Raw genomic sequence first — 16,212 nt, forward strand, 5'->3', positions numbered from 1 at the left:
CACCTTAGCATGCGATACTCTTTTTTTCAACGCGACTGGATCCAGGTATAGCACCTCTTGTGCAAGCCTTTCAGAATCCTTTTTGTTTTAATTTTGATATATGTTACAATCATGATTACAGGTTGTTAATAACACAATTGTTAGCAAGCAATAACGCCTTCGGCGTCCTTTTAGGACGGTAAGCGTTTATGCGAGAAATATAAGGATAATGTATAACGTGAAGCTTATACTCTCTTATATTTCAAAATAACGATCCCAGGAGGGTGATATCTATGTCTATTCAACAACTCCATACGCTGGAGGATTTTGAGCAATATGTAGCTAAGCCTGGCAAGAAGCTGCTGTTCAAACACAGCACCACCTGCCCGATTAGTGCTAAAGCTAATGAAGAGTTTCAGGCTTATCTGAAGGATGCGGATACTGCCGCAGCAGTGGTCTTAGTCATCGAGGATCGTTCCGTTTCCAATCAGATTGCTGAGGATTTTGGCATCAAACATGAATCTCCACAACTCTTCCTGCTTGAGGACAATGAGGTTCGCTGGAATACTTCCCACTGGAAGATCACAAGAGATGCTATCAAAGAGGCTGTGAACCAATGAGTGAGCCAGTGATTGTCTATTCAACCGCAGGGTGCAGTGACTGTAATTTGGTTAAAAATTATCTTACGGAGCAGGGTGTCCCTTTTGAAGTAAGAGATGTTATGACCAGCACAGTCTATCAAGAGGAAGTTGAGAAGCTTGGATTCATGGGCGTTCCGGTCACCGTAGCAGGGGATCAAGCGATCAAGGGATTTAATCTTCCTGCGCTCCAAGCACTCATCGAAGCTGCCCAATAATTCAGCCATTAAACTATTCAGCACATGATGTAATTCATAGCTGTAAAAAAGGGTATCCTCATAGCCAACCGGCTTGTGGATACCTTCTTTCAAAATATAAGAATCTATAATTTTCACGCTATACATTATCCTTATATTTCTCGCATAAACGCTTACCGTCCTTTAGGGACCGCCGAAGGCGTTTCTACTTGTTAATCATTGTCTATGCTTCCTCACGTATGAGATCTGCTACGACCAGCACATCCACGTTTCTGGCAGAACGCAGAATCTGCTTGGTAACATCGCCGCGAAGACTTTTTCGCAGCCATGAGCGCTGTGATTGACCGATAATAATCTGAGTGCTCTGCAAGGCTTGAGATCTCTCAAGCAGTAAGGACGCCACTCGTGCCGGGAGTACGTTAGGAATCATTTTAAACGTTCCACCCAGTCGTTCCGTCAATTCCTTTAAATCATTTATACGTTTATCATAAACGGGTCCATTCTGTTTAAGTTCCTGCACATACGTAACATACCAGCAAGCTTTTAGACGATATGCAATCCGAAAACCACGCCGAATTAAGCGCTCCGCATGATCCCCCAAGGTGATACATACATAAATGACTTCCTGACGCCTCCAAGGCCCCCGTAGCGAACCGACACGCTCCCAAGCTTCTAACCGCTCATCTACATCGTCAGCAATTTCCCGCAGCGCCAACTCCCGGAGGGCGATCAAATTCCCGATTTTGAAAAAAGCTCCCAGCGCCTGATCCACCTTGGCCATGGCATAGATTTTTCCGTCCTTCATCCGCTCTTGAAGCGTCTTAGGGGATACATCAATAAGCTCTACCTCGTTCGCTCGCTGCAGGATACTGTCTGGAAAAGTCTCTCTTACTCTAACTCCTGTAATTTGCTCTACCGCATCATTCAGACTTTCTAAATGCTGAACGTTCACGGTTGAGATCACAGATATTCCCGCATCCAGCAGCTCCATAACATCCATGTAACGCTTCTTATGTTTGCTGCCTGGCATATTGGTATGAGCGAGTTCATCCACTAGTACGACTTCAGGATTGCGCTTAATAATAGCTGCCGTATCCATTTCCTCAAGGACAGTCCCGCGGTACTCCATACGTAAACGTGGAAGGATCTCCAAATCGCCGATTTGTTCAAGGGTTTCTTTGCGGCCATGTGTCTCCAGAAGCCCAATCACGACATCGATCCCTCTCTTCAAGAGATCGTTCCCTTCACGCAGCATCTTGTAAGTCTTGCCCACACCGGGAGCTGCCCCAATGTATACCTTAAAGGTTCCTCCGCGAATCGCATCGATTTTATCCTTTACTTCCTGACTGCTTAACCTGTGATAGGCATCCGCTTTCTGTTCATTGCGACTCTGCCGAGTTGGAAGTACACGTTCTCCTTCACGATCTGCGCGATCCGCCACGAAGAACACATCCACACCTCTGATTTGCTTCAGTAACGAATTAGCGATTGAGCCTTTCCATAATTCCTGCCAAGCGTTCTGCTTGGAGTGTCCCATAACGATTCGGGTAATATTGTGTTCGATCGCGTATTTTACCAACAGACGTGGGATCTCCCGCTTCGAGCGAAAGGTGATCTCCTCCATAGAGGCACCAATCTTCTCGGTCAGCTTCCAGAGGGAACGCTTAAAGGTAGCTGCTTCCTTAGAAAGGGTGAGACCCTGCTTCCAGAATGTCACTACTGAAAGATCCCCATTTAACCGCTTGGCAATCTGCTGTCCACGTCGGATATGGATCGAGCCATTCCAATAATACTGTGCGGACACCAACACCTTTTCTGCGATCCCCGAAGCTCCCTGCAACCCTTGTTCTTCCCGGTGTTTCTCCAATGAATCATTAACATCCTCAGCGACCATCCGAAGTGCCAGCTCCCGCAGTTTGCTTAAATTACCTTTGTTAAAAAGCGATCTCTGCTGGCGCTTCCCTAAATGTCCATCGGACAAGCGCTGAAGTATCTTTTCTGGAGTCACATCAATTAGAACGATATCATCGGCAAGGGTAAGCACCTCAGCAGGAAGAGAATACTCTACCTCAATCCCGGTCCATTTCCGTGCCAGATCCGCAGCACCTTCTAGTTCGTATACATTTACAGTTGTGATGACACTAATCCCATTGCTCAATAAAAATTTGATATCGTCCAGCCTTCCAGACCTCTCCGCACCCTCGCAATTCTGGTGGGCCAAGCCATCGGTTAGCACAACTTCAGGATTACGTGCCACAATAGCTTCCACATCAAGGTCCTTCTTCTCGATATCCTTCTGAAACCAATGAATACTTGGAATCCGTTCCAAATCGCCCAGCTGATCTTTAGTTTCCGGACTCTGATTCGTCGAAACCGCACAGATCACAACATCGATTCCCTGCGCTTTTAGCGCTTGGCCCTCACGCAGCATCTGATACGTTTTGCCCGACCCACTAACCGGCCCGATATAGATCTTCAGACGTCCCCGATGCAGCTCATAGATAGAGAGCAGCAGCTCCTCCGGCGTCTTCCTCCGGTATGTTCCCATCAAGACCACTCCTTAATAACCCCGATCATGCACTAGAAAGCAAGATATCCCTGCCCGATTTTAGAGATCTGGCAGGGACATTTGCAATATTTATTTGTTCGATAGTTTCAGAAGATCCATGTTCAGCTTCAACACATTTACCCGTTCTTCACCGAACAGCCCCAAATCACGACCCTCGGTATGCTTATTCACGAGCTCTTCCAGCTGAGACGCAGAAATACCCGTTAATTTGCTAATCCGAGGAATCTGCACGATAGCCGAACCAGGTGTGATATGCGGATCAAGCCCCGAACCCGAGTTGGTCACCAAATCGACTGGCAATTTGTTCACAGACACATCCGGGTTATCGAGCTGCCACTGCGTAATGAAATCCTTTGTCCGCTGAAGCATATCCGGATTGGATGGAGCGTAGTTATTGGAACCTGAAGCTTCTGCTTTATACTCAATACTAGACACACGACCATGAAATAAAGCTGGATTCGTAAAGTTCTGCCCGATGAGTTCCGAGCCTACAACTACTCCAGCATCATTCTTAAGTAAGCTACCGTTCGCTTGCGACGGCATCAGAACTTGGGCAAGTGCTGTAGTCGTCAGAGGATAGATCACTCCGCAGAGAACAATAAATACTAGACTTAGTCGTACAATAATGAAGAAATAAGCACCTTTCGATGATGATAACTGCTCTTCAGTGTCCTCCATGGCGTTTCCGTTATTCACGATGCTCTCACCCTTTCAATAATTAATCAACACGTCATTAAATCCATATACTTACGATCATATCAATGAGCTTGATGCCCGCAAAAGGAACTACCACTCCGCCTAACCCATAGATAAAAATATTACGTCCGAGCAGCTTCGTAGAACTCATAGCTTTATAAGAGACACCCTTCATAGCCAGTGGGATGAGCAGCGGAATAATAATCGCATTAAATATTAATGCGGATATTATAGCCGAGCTTGGCGAGCCTAGTCCCATTACATTCAGGGCTTCCATTTCTGGAATGGCGAGCATGAACATCGCTGGAATAATGGCGAAATACTTCGCGATATCATTCGCAATACTAAAAGTTGTCAACGCGCCTCTCGTCATCAGCAGCTGTTTACCAATCGCAACGACCTCAATAATCTTCGAAGGGTCGGAGTCCAAATCGACCATGTTCGCTGCTTCTTTAGCAGCTGTAGTACCGCTGTTCATGGCTAAGCCCACATCAGCTTGGGCAAGGGCAGGGGCATCATTAGTACCATCCCCTGTCATGGCAACCAGCTTGCCCTCGTTCTGTTCGCGGCGAATGACTGCTATTTTATCCTCAGGTGTACTTTCAGCGATGAAATCATCTACCCCCGCTTCGCGAGCAATTGTAGCTGCGGTCAGCGGATTGTCACCTGTACACATGATGGTCTTGATCCCCATTTTCCGCAGCTCATCAAACCGCTCTTTCATGCCTGGCTTAACTGTATCCTTCAAGTAAATAAGTCCATAGATCCGATTGTCTACCGCAACCGCTAACGGGGTTCCCCCCATCCGAGCGATAGCATCAGAACTACTGTCGAGGTTCGCGGGAATGACACCGCCTTTCGACTGTACCCATTTCTTCACGGAGTCTACCGCACCTTTGCGTACGCAGCGTCCATCTTGCAGATCAATACCACTCATCCGAGTTTCGGCCTTAAATTCTACGAATTGGCCACCTTCAGCAAGCTTACTGTCATAGCTGCGTTCCAGCTTCTTAGCCAGCTCAATCACAGAACGTCCCTCAGGCGTCTCATCCTTTAGGGAACTAATGGCCGCCCATGTCGTAAGCTCAGCTTCCGTTTCATTTCCGACAGGTACAAATTCACTAGCCATCCGGTTCCCAAAGGTAATCGTACCGGTCTTATCTAGGATCATCGTGTTGATGTCACCAGCAGCCTCGACCGCCTTCCCCGACATTGCCAGTACATTAAATTGTGTCACCCGGTCCATACCCGCTATCCCGATTGCGGAGAGCAGTCCCCCGATGGTTGTCGGGATCAGACAGACCAGCAAGGCGATCATGACCGGAATATCAAGATCAACACCTAAATATGTTGCAATCGGCCGTAAGGTCACTACTACAATCAAGAAAATCAGCGTCAGACTGATCAAAAGCGTATTTAGCGCAATTTCATTCGGTGTCTTCTGACGTTTCGCCCCTTCAACGAGGGAAATCATCCGATCTAGAAACGATTCACCAGGATCACTAGTAATACTGACTTTAATCTCATCACTGACGACCCGTGTACCGCCTGTAACGGAGCCAAAGTCCCCGCCAGCTTCCTTGATTACAGGTGCAGATTCACCTGTAATCGCTGATTCATCTACGGAAGCCAGCCCTTCAATCACTTCCCCGTCACCAGGGATAAGTTCTCCCTGACTGACGATGACGATATCCCCTTTACGCAACTCGGAGGAAGATACGGTTTTTACCGACCCTCCAACCAGTTTGTTGGCAGTAATATCTTGTTTCGTTTTCTTGAGTGAATCGGCCTGAGCTTTTCCGCGGCCTTCCGCCAGTGCCTCAGCGAAGTTCGCAAACAGCACTGTAAATAGCAGAATGAACAACACGGTGATATTGAAGCCTATCGATTGCTCTGCATTAAAATATCCAGGAGCCAGCACCATGAGGAGGACAATGATCGTACCGACCTCTACCACGAACATGACTGGATTTTTGATTAGCGTTACTGGGTTAAGTTTTATAAAACTATCCTTTACAGCGCTAAGGAGTATGGGTCCCGTCAGCAGCTTTTTTCTTTTTACAGTACTCATCTTATTCTCCCTCTTCCTACCGTAAGGTTAGATATTCTGCAATGGGTCCGAGTACAATGACCGGCAGGAACGTCAGCGCACCGATAATCACTACTGTACCAATCAGAATTCCCGTAAACAGTCCATTGTCTGTGCGGAATGTACCAATCGTCTCAGGAACCGGCTTCTTCTGAAGCAAAGAACCTGCTACCGCCAGCATTGCGATCATAGAGACATAACGACCTAGCAGCATAACAATCCCGGTTGTAACATTCCAGAAGGTTGTGTTGTCCGCAAGTCCTTCAAATCCTGAGCCATTGTTCGCAGCAGAAGAGACATATTCATATAACACTTGGCTGAGCCCATGGAATCCAGTGTTCGTAATTGCCCCTTGGCCCAAATCGGTCAGGAACGCAGCTGCGGTTGGCACAAGGATAATGAAAGGATGAACAAGGATCGCAATGGCAATCAGCTTCATCTCCTTGGCCTCTATCTTCCTTCCGAGAAACTCCGGTGTTCTACCAACCATCAATCCACATAGGAAGACCCCCATGATGGCATACATCAGCATATTAATTAGTCCGACACCTTTCCCACCGAAGACATTATTGAGCATCATCAGCGCTAGAGGCGTAATCCCCCCCAGCGGTGTCAGCGTATCATGCATATTGTTAACACTACCTGTCGTAGCTGCGGTTGTTACCGAAGTAAACAAGGAAGACTGCGGTATGCCGAAGCGTACCTCTTTACCTTCCATGCTACCTTGTGAAGATTCGATTCCTAGTGCATTGATCGCCGGATTACCCTTTGATTCAGCATAGAAGTTTAGGCTTAATAGCAGAACAAACAAGGTCATCATTGCGGTAAAAATTACCCAGCCCTGACGTTTGTTCTTGGCAAACAATCCGTACATATAAGGGAGCGAAGCTGGCAGCATCCACATAGAAAGAATCTCCAGAACGTTCGTAAGTGGATTAGGGTTCTCAAAAGGATGGGATGAATTGGCCCCGAAGAAGCCGCCACCATTCGTGCCCAGATGTTTGATCGATTCCAAAGAAGCTACTGGACCGATAGCAATTTGTTGTGTTTGGCCCTCTAGTGTAGTGACTTCAAGTGATGGCTTGAGCGTTTGTGGCACATGCAGTCCTACCAGCACCAATGAAACTAACAAAGCTAGGGGAATGAACACACGAATATGTGCTTTGACGAAATCCTCGAAGAAGTTCCCGACTGATTTCCGTCCCGTGATTCCTCTGACAAAGGCAACCGCAACAGAAAATCCGCTCGCTGCAGATGTGAACATCATCATCGTGATGACAGCCATTTGTGAAAAATACGAAAGCCCCGTCTCCCCGCTATAATGCTGCAGGTTCGTATTGGTCATAAAGCTGATCACTGTATTGAATGAAAGCGTCTGTTCCATATCCGTAATTCCATTTGGGTTTAACGGCAATCCCCGCTGCAATCTAAGAACAATATAACTGAAAGTAACCAATACGATATTTGTTAACACAAAGCTGAGCGCATACTTCTTCCATGACATTCCGTCACGTTTTTTCAGGCCGATCAGCTTATAAATTCCTTTTTCCATGCCTCCAAACCATCGATCCGTACGGTTCGGTTCATTAGAAAATACATGATATAAATACGTGCCCATCGGCTTAACCAGCAAGATAAGAATTACGATTACAGCAACTATTTGCAAAATGCCCATGAATGCCCCTCCTTAAAATTTCTCCGGATGAATCAATGCGTAAACTAGATATAGAAACAGCAGTAGGGTAACAGCGATTACTAGAATCACAGCTTATCCCTCCCTGTATCCTCAACTACACCTGCGCACCAGCGCATAAATCCATAAAACAACCCGTAAATTACAGCTAATGAAGCCACCATATACAGATCCATCATATCTCCCGCACTCCTTCTTTTATCCTTGTTGAGGTGATTTATCTACTAGAAAATCCGCATCACCACTGTGGGAATAGATTACATAACTCGCGCCAAGTCTTTTATAGACCAATCTAGGATTTATTGAGCTTGTGATTACAAAAATCGGCTGTGTCGTCCAGGTGCGGCACATTTGAATGTAGCGGCAGCATAACGTAAAGCTGCTCTCGAATAGATATACCCTGCCTACCGGGAACGGTGGGCGAAACCAAGTGTTCTGATGGCGGGTATCTACTAGAATGACCTGCTCAACACCCATCTCCTCGAGTAAGGTTTTCTCAGCCACATTGTTGGTCAATCCCGCCATCTTAATACCTCTGAATTTCAGTAGTTTAATGAAATGTTCTCCTGCCTTCGTTGGCGCACATACAAGCACATATTCATTCTGATCCGTCATCTCTTATTCTCCTCAAATGCTTTACTTGTAAGATCAGAAAGTGTTCACCCTGATCATTTAAGAAAAGCTACCGCTAATGATGAATTTAACGACCTCTCCGTGAGGGTCTCCATATATGCTTTGCTAATAAAAAGCACAGCAAAAAGCCACAAAGGATCTCCTCTGTGGCTCGCTAGCGGTCACATTGCACTCATCCTCTCTCCATACGCTTACGAGGTTAGCTGTCGGATTCGGGCGGTGAGAGTCGCCCTACCTGTGTGGATGCGAGCTCACTCGCACCCTCTACAGGATTCACCCCATAACCGGCTTCCGACTCTCACATCGTCTGCCGATTGTTGGTTCCCCCGCTTTCCTTATCGGAAATTAAGCGGATCAAATATTCGATTGTTGTTGAAACAGGAGTAATCATACCCTTATGCAGGAAGTATTGTAAAACCTGATTGATGCCAAAATAATGCAAATTAAAAACTATTTTCGCATCGGATAGCGCTTACTTGATATCCAATCTCTCTATATCTCCTGTTTACTCGAATTTGATTCAATTAGCGAAAAGCGGTCATTCTATGTGATTTTATTCACCACATTTGGAGAGATCTCCAAAAATCGCCTTTATAGGTAAGAAAATGAGAAACTGAGATTAAGCGAGGAAGAGGCTCGATAACTCGCAATAAATACCTATTTAGTTCCCTTTTTCGTCGTAGTCGGCAGGATATGGTTTAAATTGCGCTCAAAAGAACACTTTCTGTTTTTACAGAAACACCTTGAAAAGAGTATGATTCGGGTTGAATCTATTTCACGAAATACATTCAACGCTGAGTTCCTGCATTTGCAGGGAACGGGGGAACCATCAGGCCACATGGCCTACTTGGGGTGAATCCGAAGGAGACTGTTCAAGTCTCACATAGGTAGGGCGACTCTCACCGTCCGAATCCGACAGCTAACCTCGTAAGCGTAAAGAGAGAGACCCTTGATCCGCCACGCTTTGGTACAGGTGTGTATACCTGTATTCCAAAACCGCAGCAGAGGTCCTCCTCTTGCTGCGGTTTTTGCGTTACCTGAATCTATAGGGTGATAGCATGCTGGACGGGGTGAAAGGAATGAAGCACTATTATTGGGGAGCTCAGCAAGGGCTGCTTGAGCCGATAAGTCTAAATTATGTTTGCTTTGGAGCGTTATGGTTCGAAGAGGATCATCACAGAACGATTGTCGGCTACGCATTTGGTCAGAACCAGATTGAATCACTGCGCCATTTCGGCAGCCCATCTACCTGTGAACACTGTATGGACCGAAGAATAATATACGAAATATATAAAAATATCCGAGAAAAGCAGCAGTTGCAGGATTGGTCTGCACACCAACGTTTTCCGTGGCTCACCGCTTTTAAGGAACCTTGGAAAGATGTTGCTGTCGGTTGGTACGTGATGAGATCCCGCAACACCTTTCCCTTACATTTATCCGTTATACGCAAACAGAAATTCCGACTATGGCTGGAGCATGCCGCAGTCTGTGAGAATGAAGCTGAAATGCTCGCCTGTATAGAGAAGGCTAACGTCATTCACCATGTAGACCTTAAGCTTTTGGAAACCTAAGGAGGAGAACCCTGTCATGGACCAGCGAAGACTATCTCGCATAGAAGTATTCGTCTTTGATTCACCTGAGCCTATTCACTATGGAATGGAGGCTGATCAAGGCAGCCGTTATGGCATCCTGAAACTTACCTGTAGAGGAGGCAGCAGCTGGGGGGCATGTCTTATCTCTGCCAATACCAAAACTTTCGACCTTATTAAATGGAGTTCTTTTCTCAGAATGATTTACCATTGCCGGCTTGAGGAAGCAATAGATAAAGTGCGTACCCATGGTTCAGAATGGGATCAGACTCAGTTTGAGCTAGTGCAAGGTGCTTTACAGGATTTAAAAGCCAAGCTGCAGGGTAAATCCTTAGCAGGTCATATTGAGCAAGGTCGCCTGTACAGAGCTGTCGCCGGTGGGAGAGATTCCAGGGGAGGGCGGCTATATTATAAACCATCCAGTGTTGCACTTCAAAAACATAGCTATCCGGAACCTGATACTGCCGAGCTTATCAACAAATCCATTTCTTACTTTTCAATATTATAGGTTTATCCCATAACTCATTCTGAAAGGATCGTGTTTATCATGCCTGACCCCTTACCTGCCGGATCACCCCGAAGAACTATATTTGCAGAGTGTGTTCAAAAGTATACGAATGATATCTATAAGCTCAGTTCCATGTTGTTACAACAATCAACAGAAGCCGAGAAGGTAACTATCCGCACTTTTAAAGAGCTTCATAAAATATTCCGTCAAAAAAGCTTCGACAGCCAGCTATTCTCTATAGAAGCTTACCGCTCTTGTATCCGACAATGCGCCGATTATTACGCACGCCGGTCTCTCCTGTCTGCCAAGGCATTGCCTTGGGAGGAGCAGCTTGTAAAAACGATGTGGTATGGCCTAAAGCTATCTTTACCTCAAATAAGCATCATCCTGCAAAAGAGTGTTCCTGTGCTAAAAGCGCAGCTTAGGCATGTGCGGGAGCAACTGACAGCTCAAGAGGATTTGCTGCCTAGTGGTAATCTATCCGTTGTATAATCTCCTAAAGGAAAAAGCCAGTTTGCTGCTATAATGTCGTAATCATCGCCGCTGTGATCTCCTTTTAGCTCCATGCGATTTGACCTAGCGCAACCGAAGTACTTTCTGCACTCGGGCAAATGAGTTACTGCAAAGTCATCCTCTCTCCTACAACCAGAACTGAAATCACTACTAAATTGATACCCACGCCGAAGAAAACGGCCATCATCAGCAGCAGCTTGGCAAGCGGCAAATAGATTCCGTCCAACCTCATTGATAGAAGGCAGCTCCGAGCATAGCATCCATGGCGTGCTGCAGAGGGCTTCAATCTTATTATAAGGTAAGTTTATACAACAGGATGAGAATGGCCCTCCTATCCATAACCGAACGGATGCTTCTTGTACTCTAAGGGGCTTGAGCCGACTCTATTTTTGAACACACGACTAAAATAGTATTGGCTCTTATACCCTACCTTCACGGCCAGATCCCCGATCTTGATATTCGGCATTACGTCATCCAGAATCTCCTTCGCCTTCGATATCCGAAGCTCGGTGACATAGTCAAGGAATGAAGCACCGATTTCTTGCTTCATACGCTTGCTAAGATAGGTTTGATTGATATGAAATAGCGCTGCTACTCGAGCAATAGACAGCTCCGGATCCTGATAATGACTGTCAATATACTCGGTCACTTTTTGGATAAGCACTGTTCCATCCCCTGTAAACCCGGGAAGCTCCCGCTCCTTATCCATCCTGCTTTCATGTGAATGCAAAGGATATTTTGCCTGAAGATGCTCATCGATCCGATGAAGCAGCTTGTTCAGATCACTCTTCGGCACAGGTTTCAATACATAATCGAATGCTTGCAGTTGCACGGCTTGACGCGCATATTCAAAGTTATCGTAGCCGCTGATGATGACAACCAGAACCGACGGGCAGCGTTCGCGCAATATATTCATCAGATCGAGCCCATTCATATTCGGCATGTTGATGTCCACAAGACATACATGTGGTGGGGCTTCCTCCACCATATTCAATGCTTCATTTGCACTTTTCGCTTCTCCTGCAACCTCAAAAAGATACGGACTCTCCTCAATGTATTGTCGCAAGCCTTTGCGAATGATCGTTTCATCATCCACGATGACAATCTTCCACATCTTCATTCCTCTCCCCTTCCAAAGGTATGCGAATGACCATAACGGTAATGCCATCTTCGCTCTTCACTGCAAGGCCATATGGCACCCCGTAAGCTAGTCGAATGCGATGGTTTACACTGTATAGCCCAAAGCCTGTCGCAGAACGATCATATTTATCATCAAGAAGGGCTTGATTCATCTGTTCAAGCTTCTCTTCAGGAATCATAACCCCATTATTTTCAACCTTAATGACCAAATAATCGACCTGTTTATATGCTGTAATCGAAATTTTGCGCTTTTGATCCCCAAGTGGCTTAATCCCGTGATAAATCGCATTTTCCACCAACGGCTGCAGCATGAAGCGAACGACTTGGCACTGAGCAAGCTTTTCATCATATCGAAGCTCGTAGTCCAGAATCTCCTCATATCGCACGCCTTGAATATGAAGATAACTCTCGACATGGTACAACTCCTGATCAAGCAGAATGTAGGGACTGCCTGTGCCAAGCCCTAATCGGAAATAAGCGCTAAGCGCTTCCACCATCTCCACCACATTGTCTGCTCCATGTTCCGTTGCCATCCACTGGATCGTATCCAATGTGTTGTATAAAAAGTGCGGCTTGATCTGCTCATGAATCAGTCTGAGTTCCATCTCCTTTCGGTCCTGTTCCACAGCGTACAATTGAACAAGCATGTCATTGAAGCTTCGCCCAAGATCGCCGATCTCATCCGAGCGCGTAACATCTGCTCGTATGGTTTGGTTACCGCTCTGCACAGTTTCCATTACCTGGCGAAGCGACTGAATTGGACGAATAATGGAAGAAGCGAGCAGCAGCAGCAAGACGAAAAACACACTACCGATAAGAACGCCTACCAGCAATGCAGTCCGCTGGGTTTTGATTACCGCTAGCGATAGACTTGAATTCGGTACTTCGAGTACGAGCTTCCAGCCTTCCACATTTTGAATTGGAGCCTCAAATACACTCATTTTCTTCTTATCTGCTGCATCCTCTGCTCCAGCTCCTTCACCCAGCTCTCTACAATCGATGATAAGCTGGCCTGACTGGTCATATAGCATTACATCTTGAGCAATTTCCTTCATCTTCTTGACGGAGACGGCTGCGGCAATATAAGCTACCTCATCATTCACCGATGGATTCACGCGATAGAGAATGACGACGATTTCGGCTGCATTCGCTTTGGATACGATCGGATTGCTCACCACATAATTGGAATCTGACTTCAATAGTTTTCGATAGTAGGGTCGGTTTAGTATCGAAAAAGGCTTGTCTCTTGCTGACCAGGAATTTCCGTGAATATCCACCACGCGTATGGATTCGTACTCTACTTGCTTCTTCGCCTCGAACTTATCGATCTCTTGCAGCAATTCATCTCGTGTCCACTGATGGTCCGAAGCTAGAGAAGCAAGCATGTCTATCTCACCGATGCGCTGATTAAACCAATAATCGATCTGGTCGCTGCGTGCAGTAACCACTTGCTGCGTTAAGTTCTTATTCAAAGGGACAACCGTATGGTTCATCTCCAAATATATCGTTACAAGCAATGCAATGAACAGCAGCAAGAAGCAGCCTCCTGCGATTAACGTTATTTTTAAGTGAATTGATTTCATTGTAATCATAGCCTTTCACAATATCCGTTTCTTACATGCCCGAAAAAGACAAAAAAACGCTAATCTGTGCAAATACATAATACTGTACTAAATCTATAATAGGTCTTGTGCATATTTTCACATGAAACACCATTCATGTCTAGGCTAGAGATAAAGGATTTGCTAGCAAATCTTTCTCTCCCTAGTGTATGTAACCAATTCACAACAGAATGAAGGAGATATTATGCGAACTCACACGAAAAAGCTGTTATCTATTCTATTGGTCCTCAGTCTTATGTTCACGCTTGCTGCCTGCGGCGGTAAAGATGCAGCACCCGCTGCAGATGCAAACGGAGTTCAAGTCTTTGAAGGAGTTGGGCAAGGTAAACATGGCGATATTAAAGTACAAGTTTCCTTATTAGATAACAAGATCACTGACATTAAAGTAACAGAACATAAGGAAAATGAAGTACTTGCAGAACCTGTTTATACGCAGCTCAAGCAAGATGTCATGGCAACTAACAGCGCAAAAGTTGATGCCATTAGCGGATCTACGGTTACAAGCAAAGGATATCTCGAAGCCATTCAAGATGCCATTACGAAGTCTGGACTTACCCTTGTCGCTGGCGCTGCAGTCAGTGGAAGCAAAGACAAAGAAGAAGCCGAGCAAACCTATGATGTTGTCGTCATCGGTGCCGGGGGTGCTGGCTTTAGTGCGGCTATCGAAGCGAAGAGCGCTGGAGCTAATGTAGTTCTGCTCGAGAAAATGCCAGCTGTTGGCGGCAACACATTGATCTCAGGTGGTGAGATGAATGCGCCTGACAACTGGGTTGAACGTGCTCTTGGTATCACAGATGACACGGCTGAATTATTCTATAATGATACGATGAAAGGCGGAGACAACCTCGGGGATCCAAAGATGGTTCGTATTCTTGCCGACAATGCTCTAACATCTGCCGAATGGCTGCGCGATGATATCAAGGTAGAGTTCTTACCTGATCATCTGTTCCAATTTGGAGGCCATTCCAGAAAACGTGCGTTGATTCCTGTAGGTCATACAGGTGTTGAATTGATTACTAAGTTAAAAGCCAAAACAGACGCTGATCAAATCACGATCAAAACGAATATGAAAGCCGAAACCTTGCTGAAGGACGAAAGCGGCAAAATAACAGGTGTAACTGCGACTTCGGGTACTGGCGACAAGATCACATTCCATGCGAACAAAGGCGTCATCATCGCTACCGGTGGTTTTGGATCCAATGTAGAGATGCGTAAAAAGTATAACCCTAAAATGGATGAAAAATATATGTCTACCGATACACCAGGATCTACAGGTGACGGTATCGTTATGGCAGAAACGATTGGCGCCAAGCTGACAAACATGGAGAATATTCAAACGTATCCAATCTGTAATCCTGAGACAGGTGTTATTTCCCTAGTTGCAGACTCCCGCTTCGATGGTGCGATCCTGATTAACCAAGAAGGCAAGCGCTTCGTTGAGGAATTAGAACGTCGTGACGTTATTTCTAAAGCAATTCTTGCCCAAACGGGCGGATATACGTATCAATTATGGAATCAAGGCATTGCGGATATCGGTAAAACGATCGAAGTTCATCAAGACGAATACGATCAACTCGTTAAACAAGGCTTGCTCTTTAAAGCCGATACGATTGAAGAGGCGGCTGATTTCTTCAAAATTGACGTGAACACTTTGAAAGAAACGATTAATAAAGTAAATGATTATGCGAAAACAGGTAAAGACCTTGATTTCAAACATCGCGGTGGATTGAAATCTCTTGAAAAAGGCCCTTACTACATCGAAAAAGCTGTACCATCCGTTCACCATACAATGGGCGGCTTGGTGATCGACGAGAAGACTCGCGTATTGAATGAAAAAGGCGAAGTCATCCCTGGGCTGTTCGCTGCAGGTGAAGTAACAGGGGTCATTCATGGTGCAAACCGTCTTGGCGGTAATGCCATCGCTGATATCTTCACATTCGGCCGGATTGCAGGCAAACAAGTTGTAGCAGAGTAATCTTATTTTTGTGTAACTGTTCTATTAATAAGTTAGCCTTAAAACCGTGCAAGATAGTTTGTTGAGTGCAGTTGACTGCTAACTTTCAAGCTGCCTCTATAACATAGCAAACCGCCCTGTCAGCAACATTGCGAACAGGGCGGTTTATTTATGTATTCGTGTCATCGTCATGAAAAAAACATTAAAATATATCATGATTAAAGACAAAATAATAGCTATTAGTAGACTGACTATTAAATAGTAATGAATATGAATATGAATGGGGAAGTAAGCGTTACGTAATCCAAACCCTTCTGACAGCAATCCTGTGATTGGAAGGGCTAAAACACTCATTATTTCTTCTGTCTTTCAATGTAACTTCGACGATTGAT

Annotated in this window: 15 protein-coding genes and 2 riboswitches; of the genes, 6 read left to right on the plus strand and 9 right to left on the minus strand. The window is 45.5% G+C overall.

The window, feature by feature from the left end; translation table 11 throughout:
• Positions 1 to 272: 272 nt before the first annotated feature.
• On the plus strand, positions 273 to 599 hold the full coding sequence (ytxJ, locus tag L1028_RS12790; RefSeq protein ID WP_234534351.1) for a bacillithiol system redox-active protein YtxJ: 327 nt from the start codon (positions 273 to 275) through the stop codon (positions 597 to 599).
• On the plus strand, positions 596 to 835 hold the full coding sequence (locus tag L1028_RS12795) for a glutaredoxin family protein (protein WP_060626802.1): 240 nt from the start codon (positions 596 to 598) through the stop codon (positions 833 to 835). Before ytxJ ends, L1028_RS12795 begins: the two co-directional genes overlap by 4 nt.
• Positions 836 to 1,037: 202 nt before the next feature.
• Here the strand turns inward: L1028_RS12795 and L1028_RS12800 are convergent, their stop codons facing one another.
• The 6 genes from L1028_RS12800 to L1028_RS12820 form a co-directional block, all read right to left on the minus strand.
• Positions 1,038 to 3,362, minus strand: a complete 2,325-nt coding sequence (locus L1028_RS12800; RefSeq protein ID WP_234534353.1) for a histidine kinase — start codon at positions 3,360 to 3,362, stop codon at positions 1,038 to 1,040.
• A gap of 90 nt (positions 3,363 to 3,452) precedes the next feature.
• Complete coding sequence (gene kdpC / locus L1028_RS12805; protein ID WP_234534433.1) at positions 3,453 to 4,061, minus strand: potassium-transporting ATPase subunit KdpC; 609 nt, start codon at positions 4,059 to 4,061, stop codon at positions 3,453 to 3,455.
• Between the two features lie 55 nt (positions 4,062 to 4,116).
• The gene (gene kdpB, locus L1028_RS12810) at positions 4,117 to 6,150 is read right to left on the minus strand and encodes a potassium-transporting ATPase subunit KdpB (RefSeq protein ID WP_234534355.1); all 2,034 of its coding nucleotides are present in this window, start codon (positions 6,148 to 6,150) and stop codon (positions 4,117 to 4,119) included.
• Positions 6,151 to 6,166: 16 nt separating this feature from the next.
• Positions 6,167 to 7,843 (minus strand): potassium-transporting ATPase subunit KdpA, encoded by a 1,677-nt coding sequence (kdpA, locus tag L1028_RS12815; RefSeq protein ID WP_234534357.1) that lies wholly within the window; start codon positions 7,841 to 7,843, stop codon positions 6,167 to 6,169.
• Between the two features lie 12 nt (positions 7,844 to 7,855).
• A complete protein-coding gene (gene kdpF, locus L1028_RS31665) occupies positions 7,856 to 7,933 on the minus strand; it encodes a K(+)-transporting ATPase subunit F (RefSeq protein WP_076116927.1) in 78 nt (25 codons plus the stop codon).
• 126 nt (positions 7,934 to 8,059) lie between these two features.
• Positions 8,060 to 8,476 (minus strand): hypothetical protein, encoded by a 417-nt coding sequence (locus tag L1028_RS12820; RefSeq protein WP_234534359.1) that lies wholly within the window; start codon positions 8,474 to 8,476, stop codon positions 8,060 to 8,062.
• A gap of 190 nt (positions 8,477 to 8,666) precedes the next feature.
• A riboswitch (cyclic di-AMP (ydaO/yuaA leader) is annotated at positions 8,667 to 8,856 on the minus strand.
• Between the two features lie 420 nt (positions 8,857 to 9,276).
• A riboswitch (cyclic di-AMP (ydaO/yuaA leader) is annotated at positions 9,277 to 9,442 on the plus strand.
• 110 nt (positions 9,443 to 9,552) lie between these two features.
• Between L1028_RS12820 and L1028_RS12825 the strand changes: the two genes are divergently transcribed.
• From L1028_RS12825 to L1028_RS12835, 3 genes are read left to right on the plus strand one after another with little or no spacing between them, the layout of a single operon-like run.
• Positions 9,553 to 10,065 carry a hypothetical protein gene (locus L1028_RS12825; protein WP_234534360.1) on the plus strand — a complete coding sequence of 171 codons (513 nt, stop codon included), beginning with the start codon at positions 9,553 to 9,555 and terminating at the stop codon, positions 10,063 to 10,065.
• A gap of 16 nt (positions 10,066 to 10,081) precedes the next feature.
• On the plus strand, positions 10,082 to 10,591 hold the full coding sequence (locus tag L1028_RS12830; protein WP_234534362.1) for a hypothetical protein: 510 nt from the start codon (positions 10,082 to 10,084) through the stop codon (positions 10,589 to 10,591).
• Between the two features lie 39 nt (positions 10,592 to 10,630).
• Positions 10,631 to 11,083 carry a hypothetical protein gene (locus L1028_RS12835; protein WP_234534364.1) on the plus strand — a complete coding sequence of 151 codons (453 nt, stop codon included), beginning with the start codon at positions 10,631 to 10,633 and terminating at the stop codon, positions 11,081 to 11,083.
• 124 nt (positions 11,084 to 11,207) lie between these two features.
• Here L1028_RS12835 and L1028_RS31290 read toward each other — a convergent pair whose 3' ends face one another.
• From L1028_RS31290 to L1028_RS12845, 3 genes are all read right to left on the minus strand, one after another.
• Positions 11,208 to 11,336: a hypothetical protein gene (locus tag L1028_RS31290; RefSeq protein ID WP_279306861.1), complete on the minus strand. Its 129-nt coding sequence runs from the start codon at positions 11,334 to 11,336 to the stop codon at positions 11,208 to 11,210.
• A gap of 99 nt (positions 11,337 to 11,435) precedes the next feature.
• Positions 11,436 to 12,224: a response regulator transcription factor gene (locus L1028_RS12840; RefSeq protein WP_234534365.1), complete on the minus strand. Its 789-nt coding sequence runs from the start codon at positions 12,222 to 12,224 to the stop codon at positions 11,436 to 11,438.
• Positions 12,193 to 13,827: a histidine kinase gene (locus tag L1028_RS12845; RefSeq protein WP_234534367.1), complete on the minus strand. Its 1,635-nt coding sequence runs from the start codon at positions 13,825 to 13,827 to the stop codon at positions 12,193 to 12,195. Before L1028_RS12845 ends, L1028_RS12840 begins: the two co-directional genes overlap by 32 nt.
• Positions 13,828 to 14,050: 223 nt before the next feature.
• Here L1028_RS12845 and L1028_RS12850 point away from each other — a divergent pair, with 223 nt between their 5' ends.
• Complete coding sequence (locus L1028_RS12850; protein ID WP_234534369.1) at positions 14,051 to 15,841, plus strand: flavocytochrome c; 1,791 nt, start codon at positions 14,051 to 14,053, stop codon at positions 15,839 to 15,841.
• Positions 15,842 to 16,212 lie beyond the last annotated feature (371 nt).

The organism is Paenibacillus pseudetheri (assembly GCF_924513355.1).
GTDB lineage: Bacteria > Bacillota > Bacilli > Paenibacillales > Paenibacillaceae > Paenibacillus_AQ > Paenibacillus_AQ pseudetheri.

Excerpts from the sequence above, each read along its gene's own strand:
- ytxJ (WP_234534351.1), top strand. The coding sequence starts at position 273 with ATGTCTATTCAACAACTCCATACGCTGGAGGATTTTGAGCAATATGTA.
- L1028_RS12795 (WP_060626802.1), top strand. The coding sequence starts at position 596 with ATGAGTGAGCCAGTGATTGTCTATTCAACCGCAGGGTGCAGTGACTGT.
- L1028_RS12800 (WP_234534353.1), bottom strand. The coding sequence starts at position 3,362 with ATGGGAACATACCGGAGGAAGACGCCGGAGGAGCTGCTGCTCTCTATC.
- kdpC (WP_234534433.1), bottom strand. The coding sequence starts at position 4,061 with ATGGAGGACACTGAAGAGCAGTTATCATCATCGAAAGGTGCTTATTTC.
- kdpB (WP_234534355.1), bottom strand. The coding sequence starts at position 6,150 with ATGAGTACTGTAAAAAGAAAAAAGCTGCTGACGGGACCCATACTCCTT.
- kdpA (WP_234534357.1), bottom strand. The coding sequence starts at position 7,843 with ATGGGCATTTTGCAAATAGTTGCTGTAATCGTAATTCTTATCTTGCTG.
- L1028_RS12820 (WP_234534359.1), bottom strand. The coding sequence starts at position 8,476 with ATGACGGATCAGAATGAATATGTGCTTGTATGTGCGCCAACGAAGGCA.
- L1028_RS12825 (WP_234534360.1), top strand. The coding sequence starts at position 9,553 with ATGCTGGACGGGGTGAAAGGAATGAAGCACTATTATTGGGGAGCTCAG.
- L1028_RS12830 (WP_234534362.1), top strand. The coding sequence starts at position 10,082 with ATGGACCAGCGAAGACTATCTCGCATAGAAGTATTCGTCTTTGATTCA.
- L1028_RS12835 (WP_234534364.1), top strand. The coding sequence starts at position 10,631 with ATGCCTGACCCCTTACCTGCCGGATCACCCCGAAGAACTATATTTGCA.
- L1028_RS31290 (WP_279306861.1), bottom strand. The coding sequence starts at position 11,336 with ATGAGGTTGGACGGAATCTATTTGCCGCTTGCCAAGCTGCTGCTGATG.
- L1028_RS12840 (WP_234534365.1), bottom strand. The coding sequence starts at position 12,224 with ATGAAGATGTGGAAGATTGTCATCGTGGATGATGAAACGATCATTCGC.
- L1028_RS12845 (WP_234534367.1), bottom strand. The coding sequence starts at position 13,827 with ATGAAATCAATTCACTTAAAAATAACGTTAATCGCAGGAGGCTGCTTC.
- L1028_RS12850 (WP_234534369.1), top strand. The coding sequence starts at position 14,051 with ATGCGAACTCACACGAAAAAGCTGTTATCTATTCTATTGGTCCTCAGT.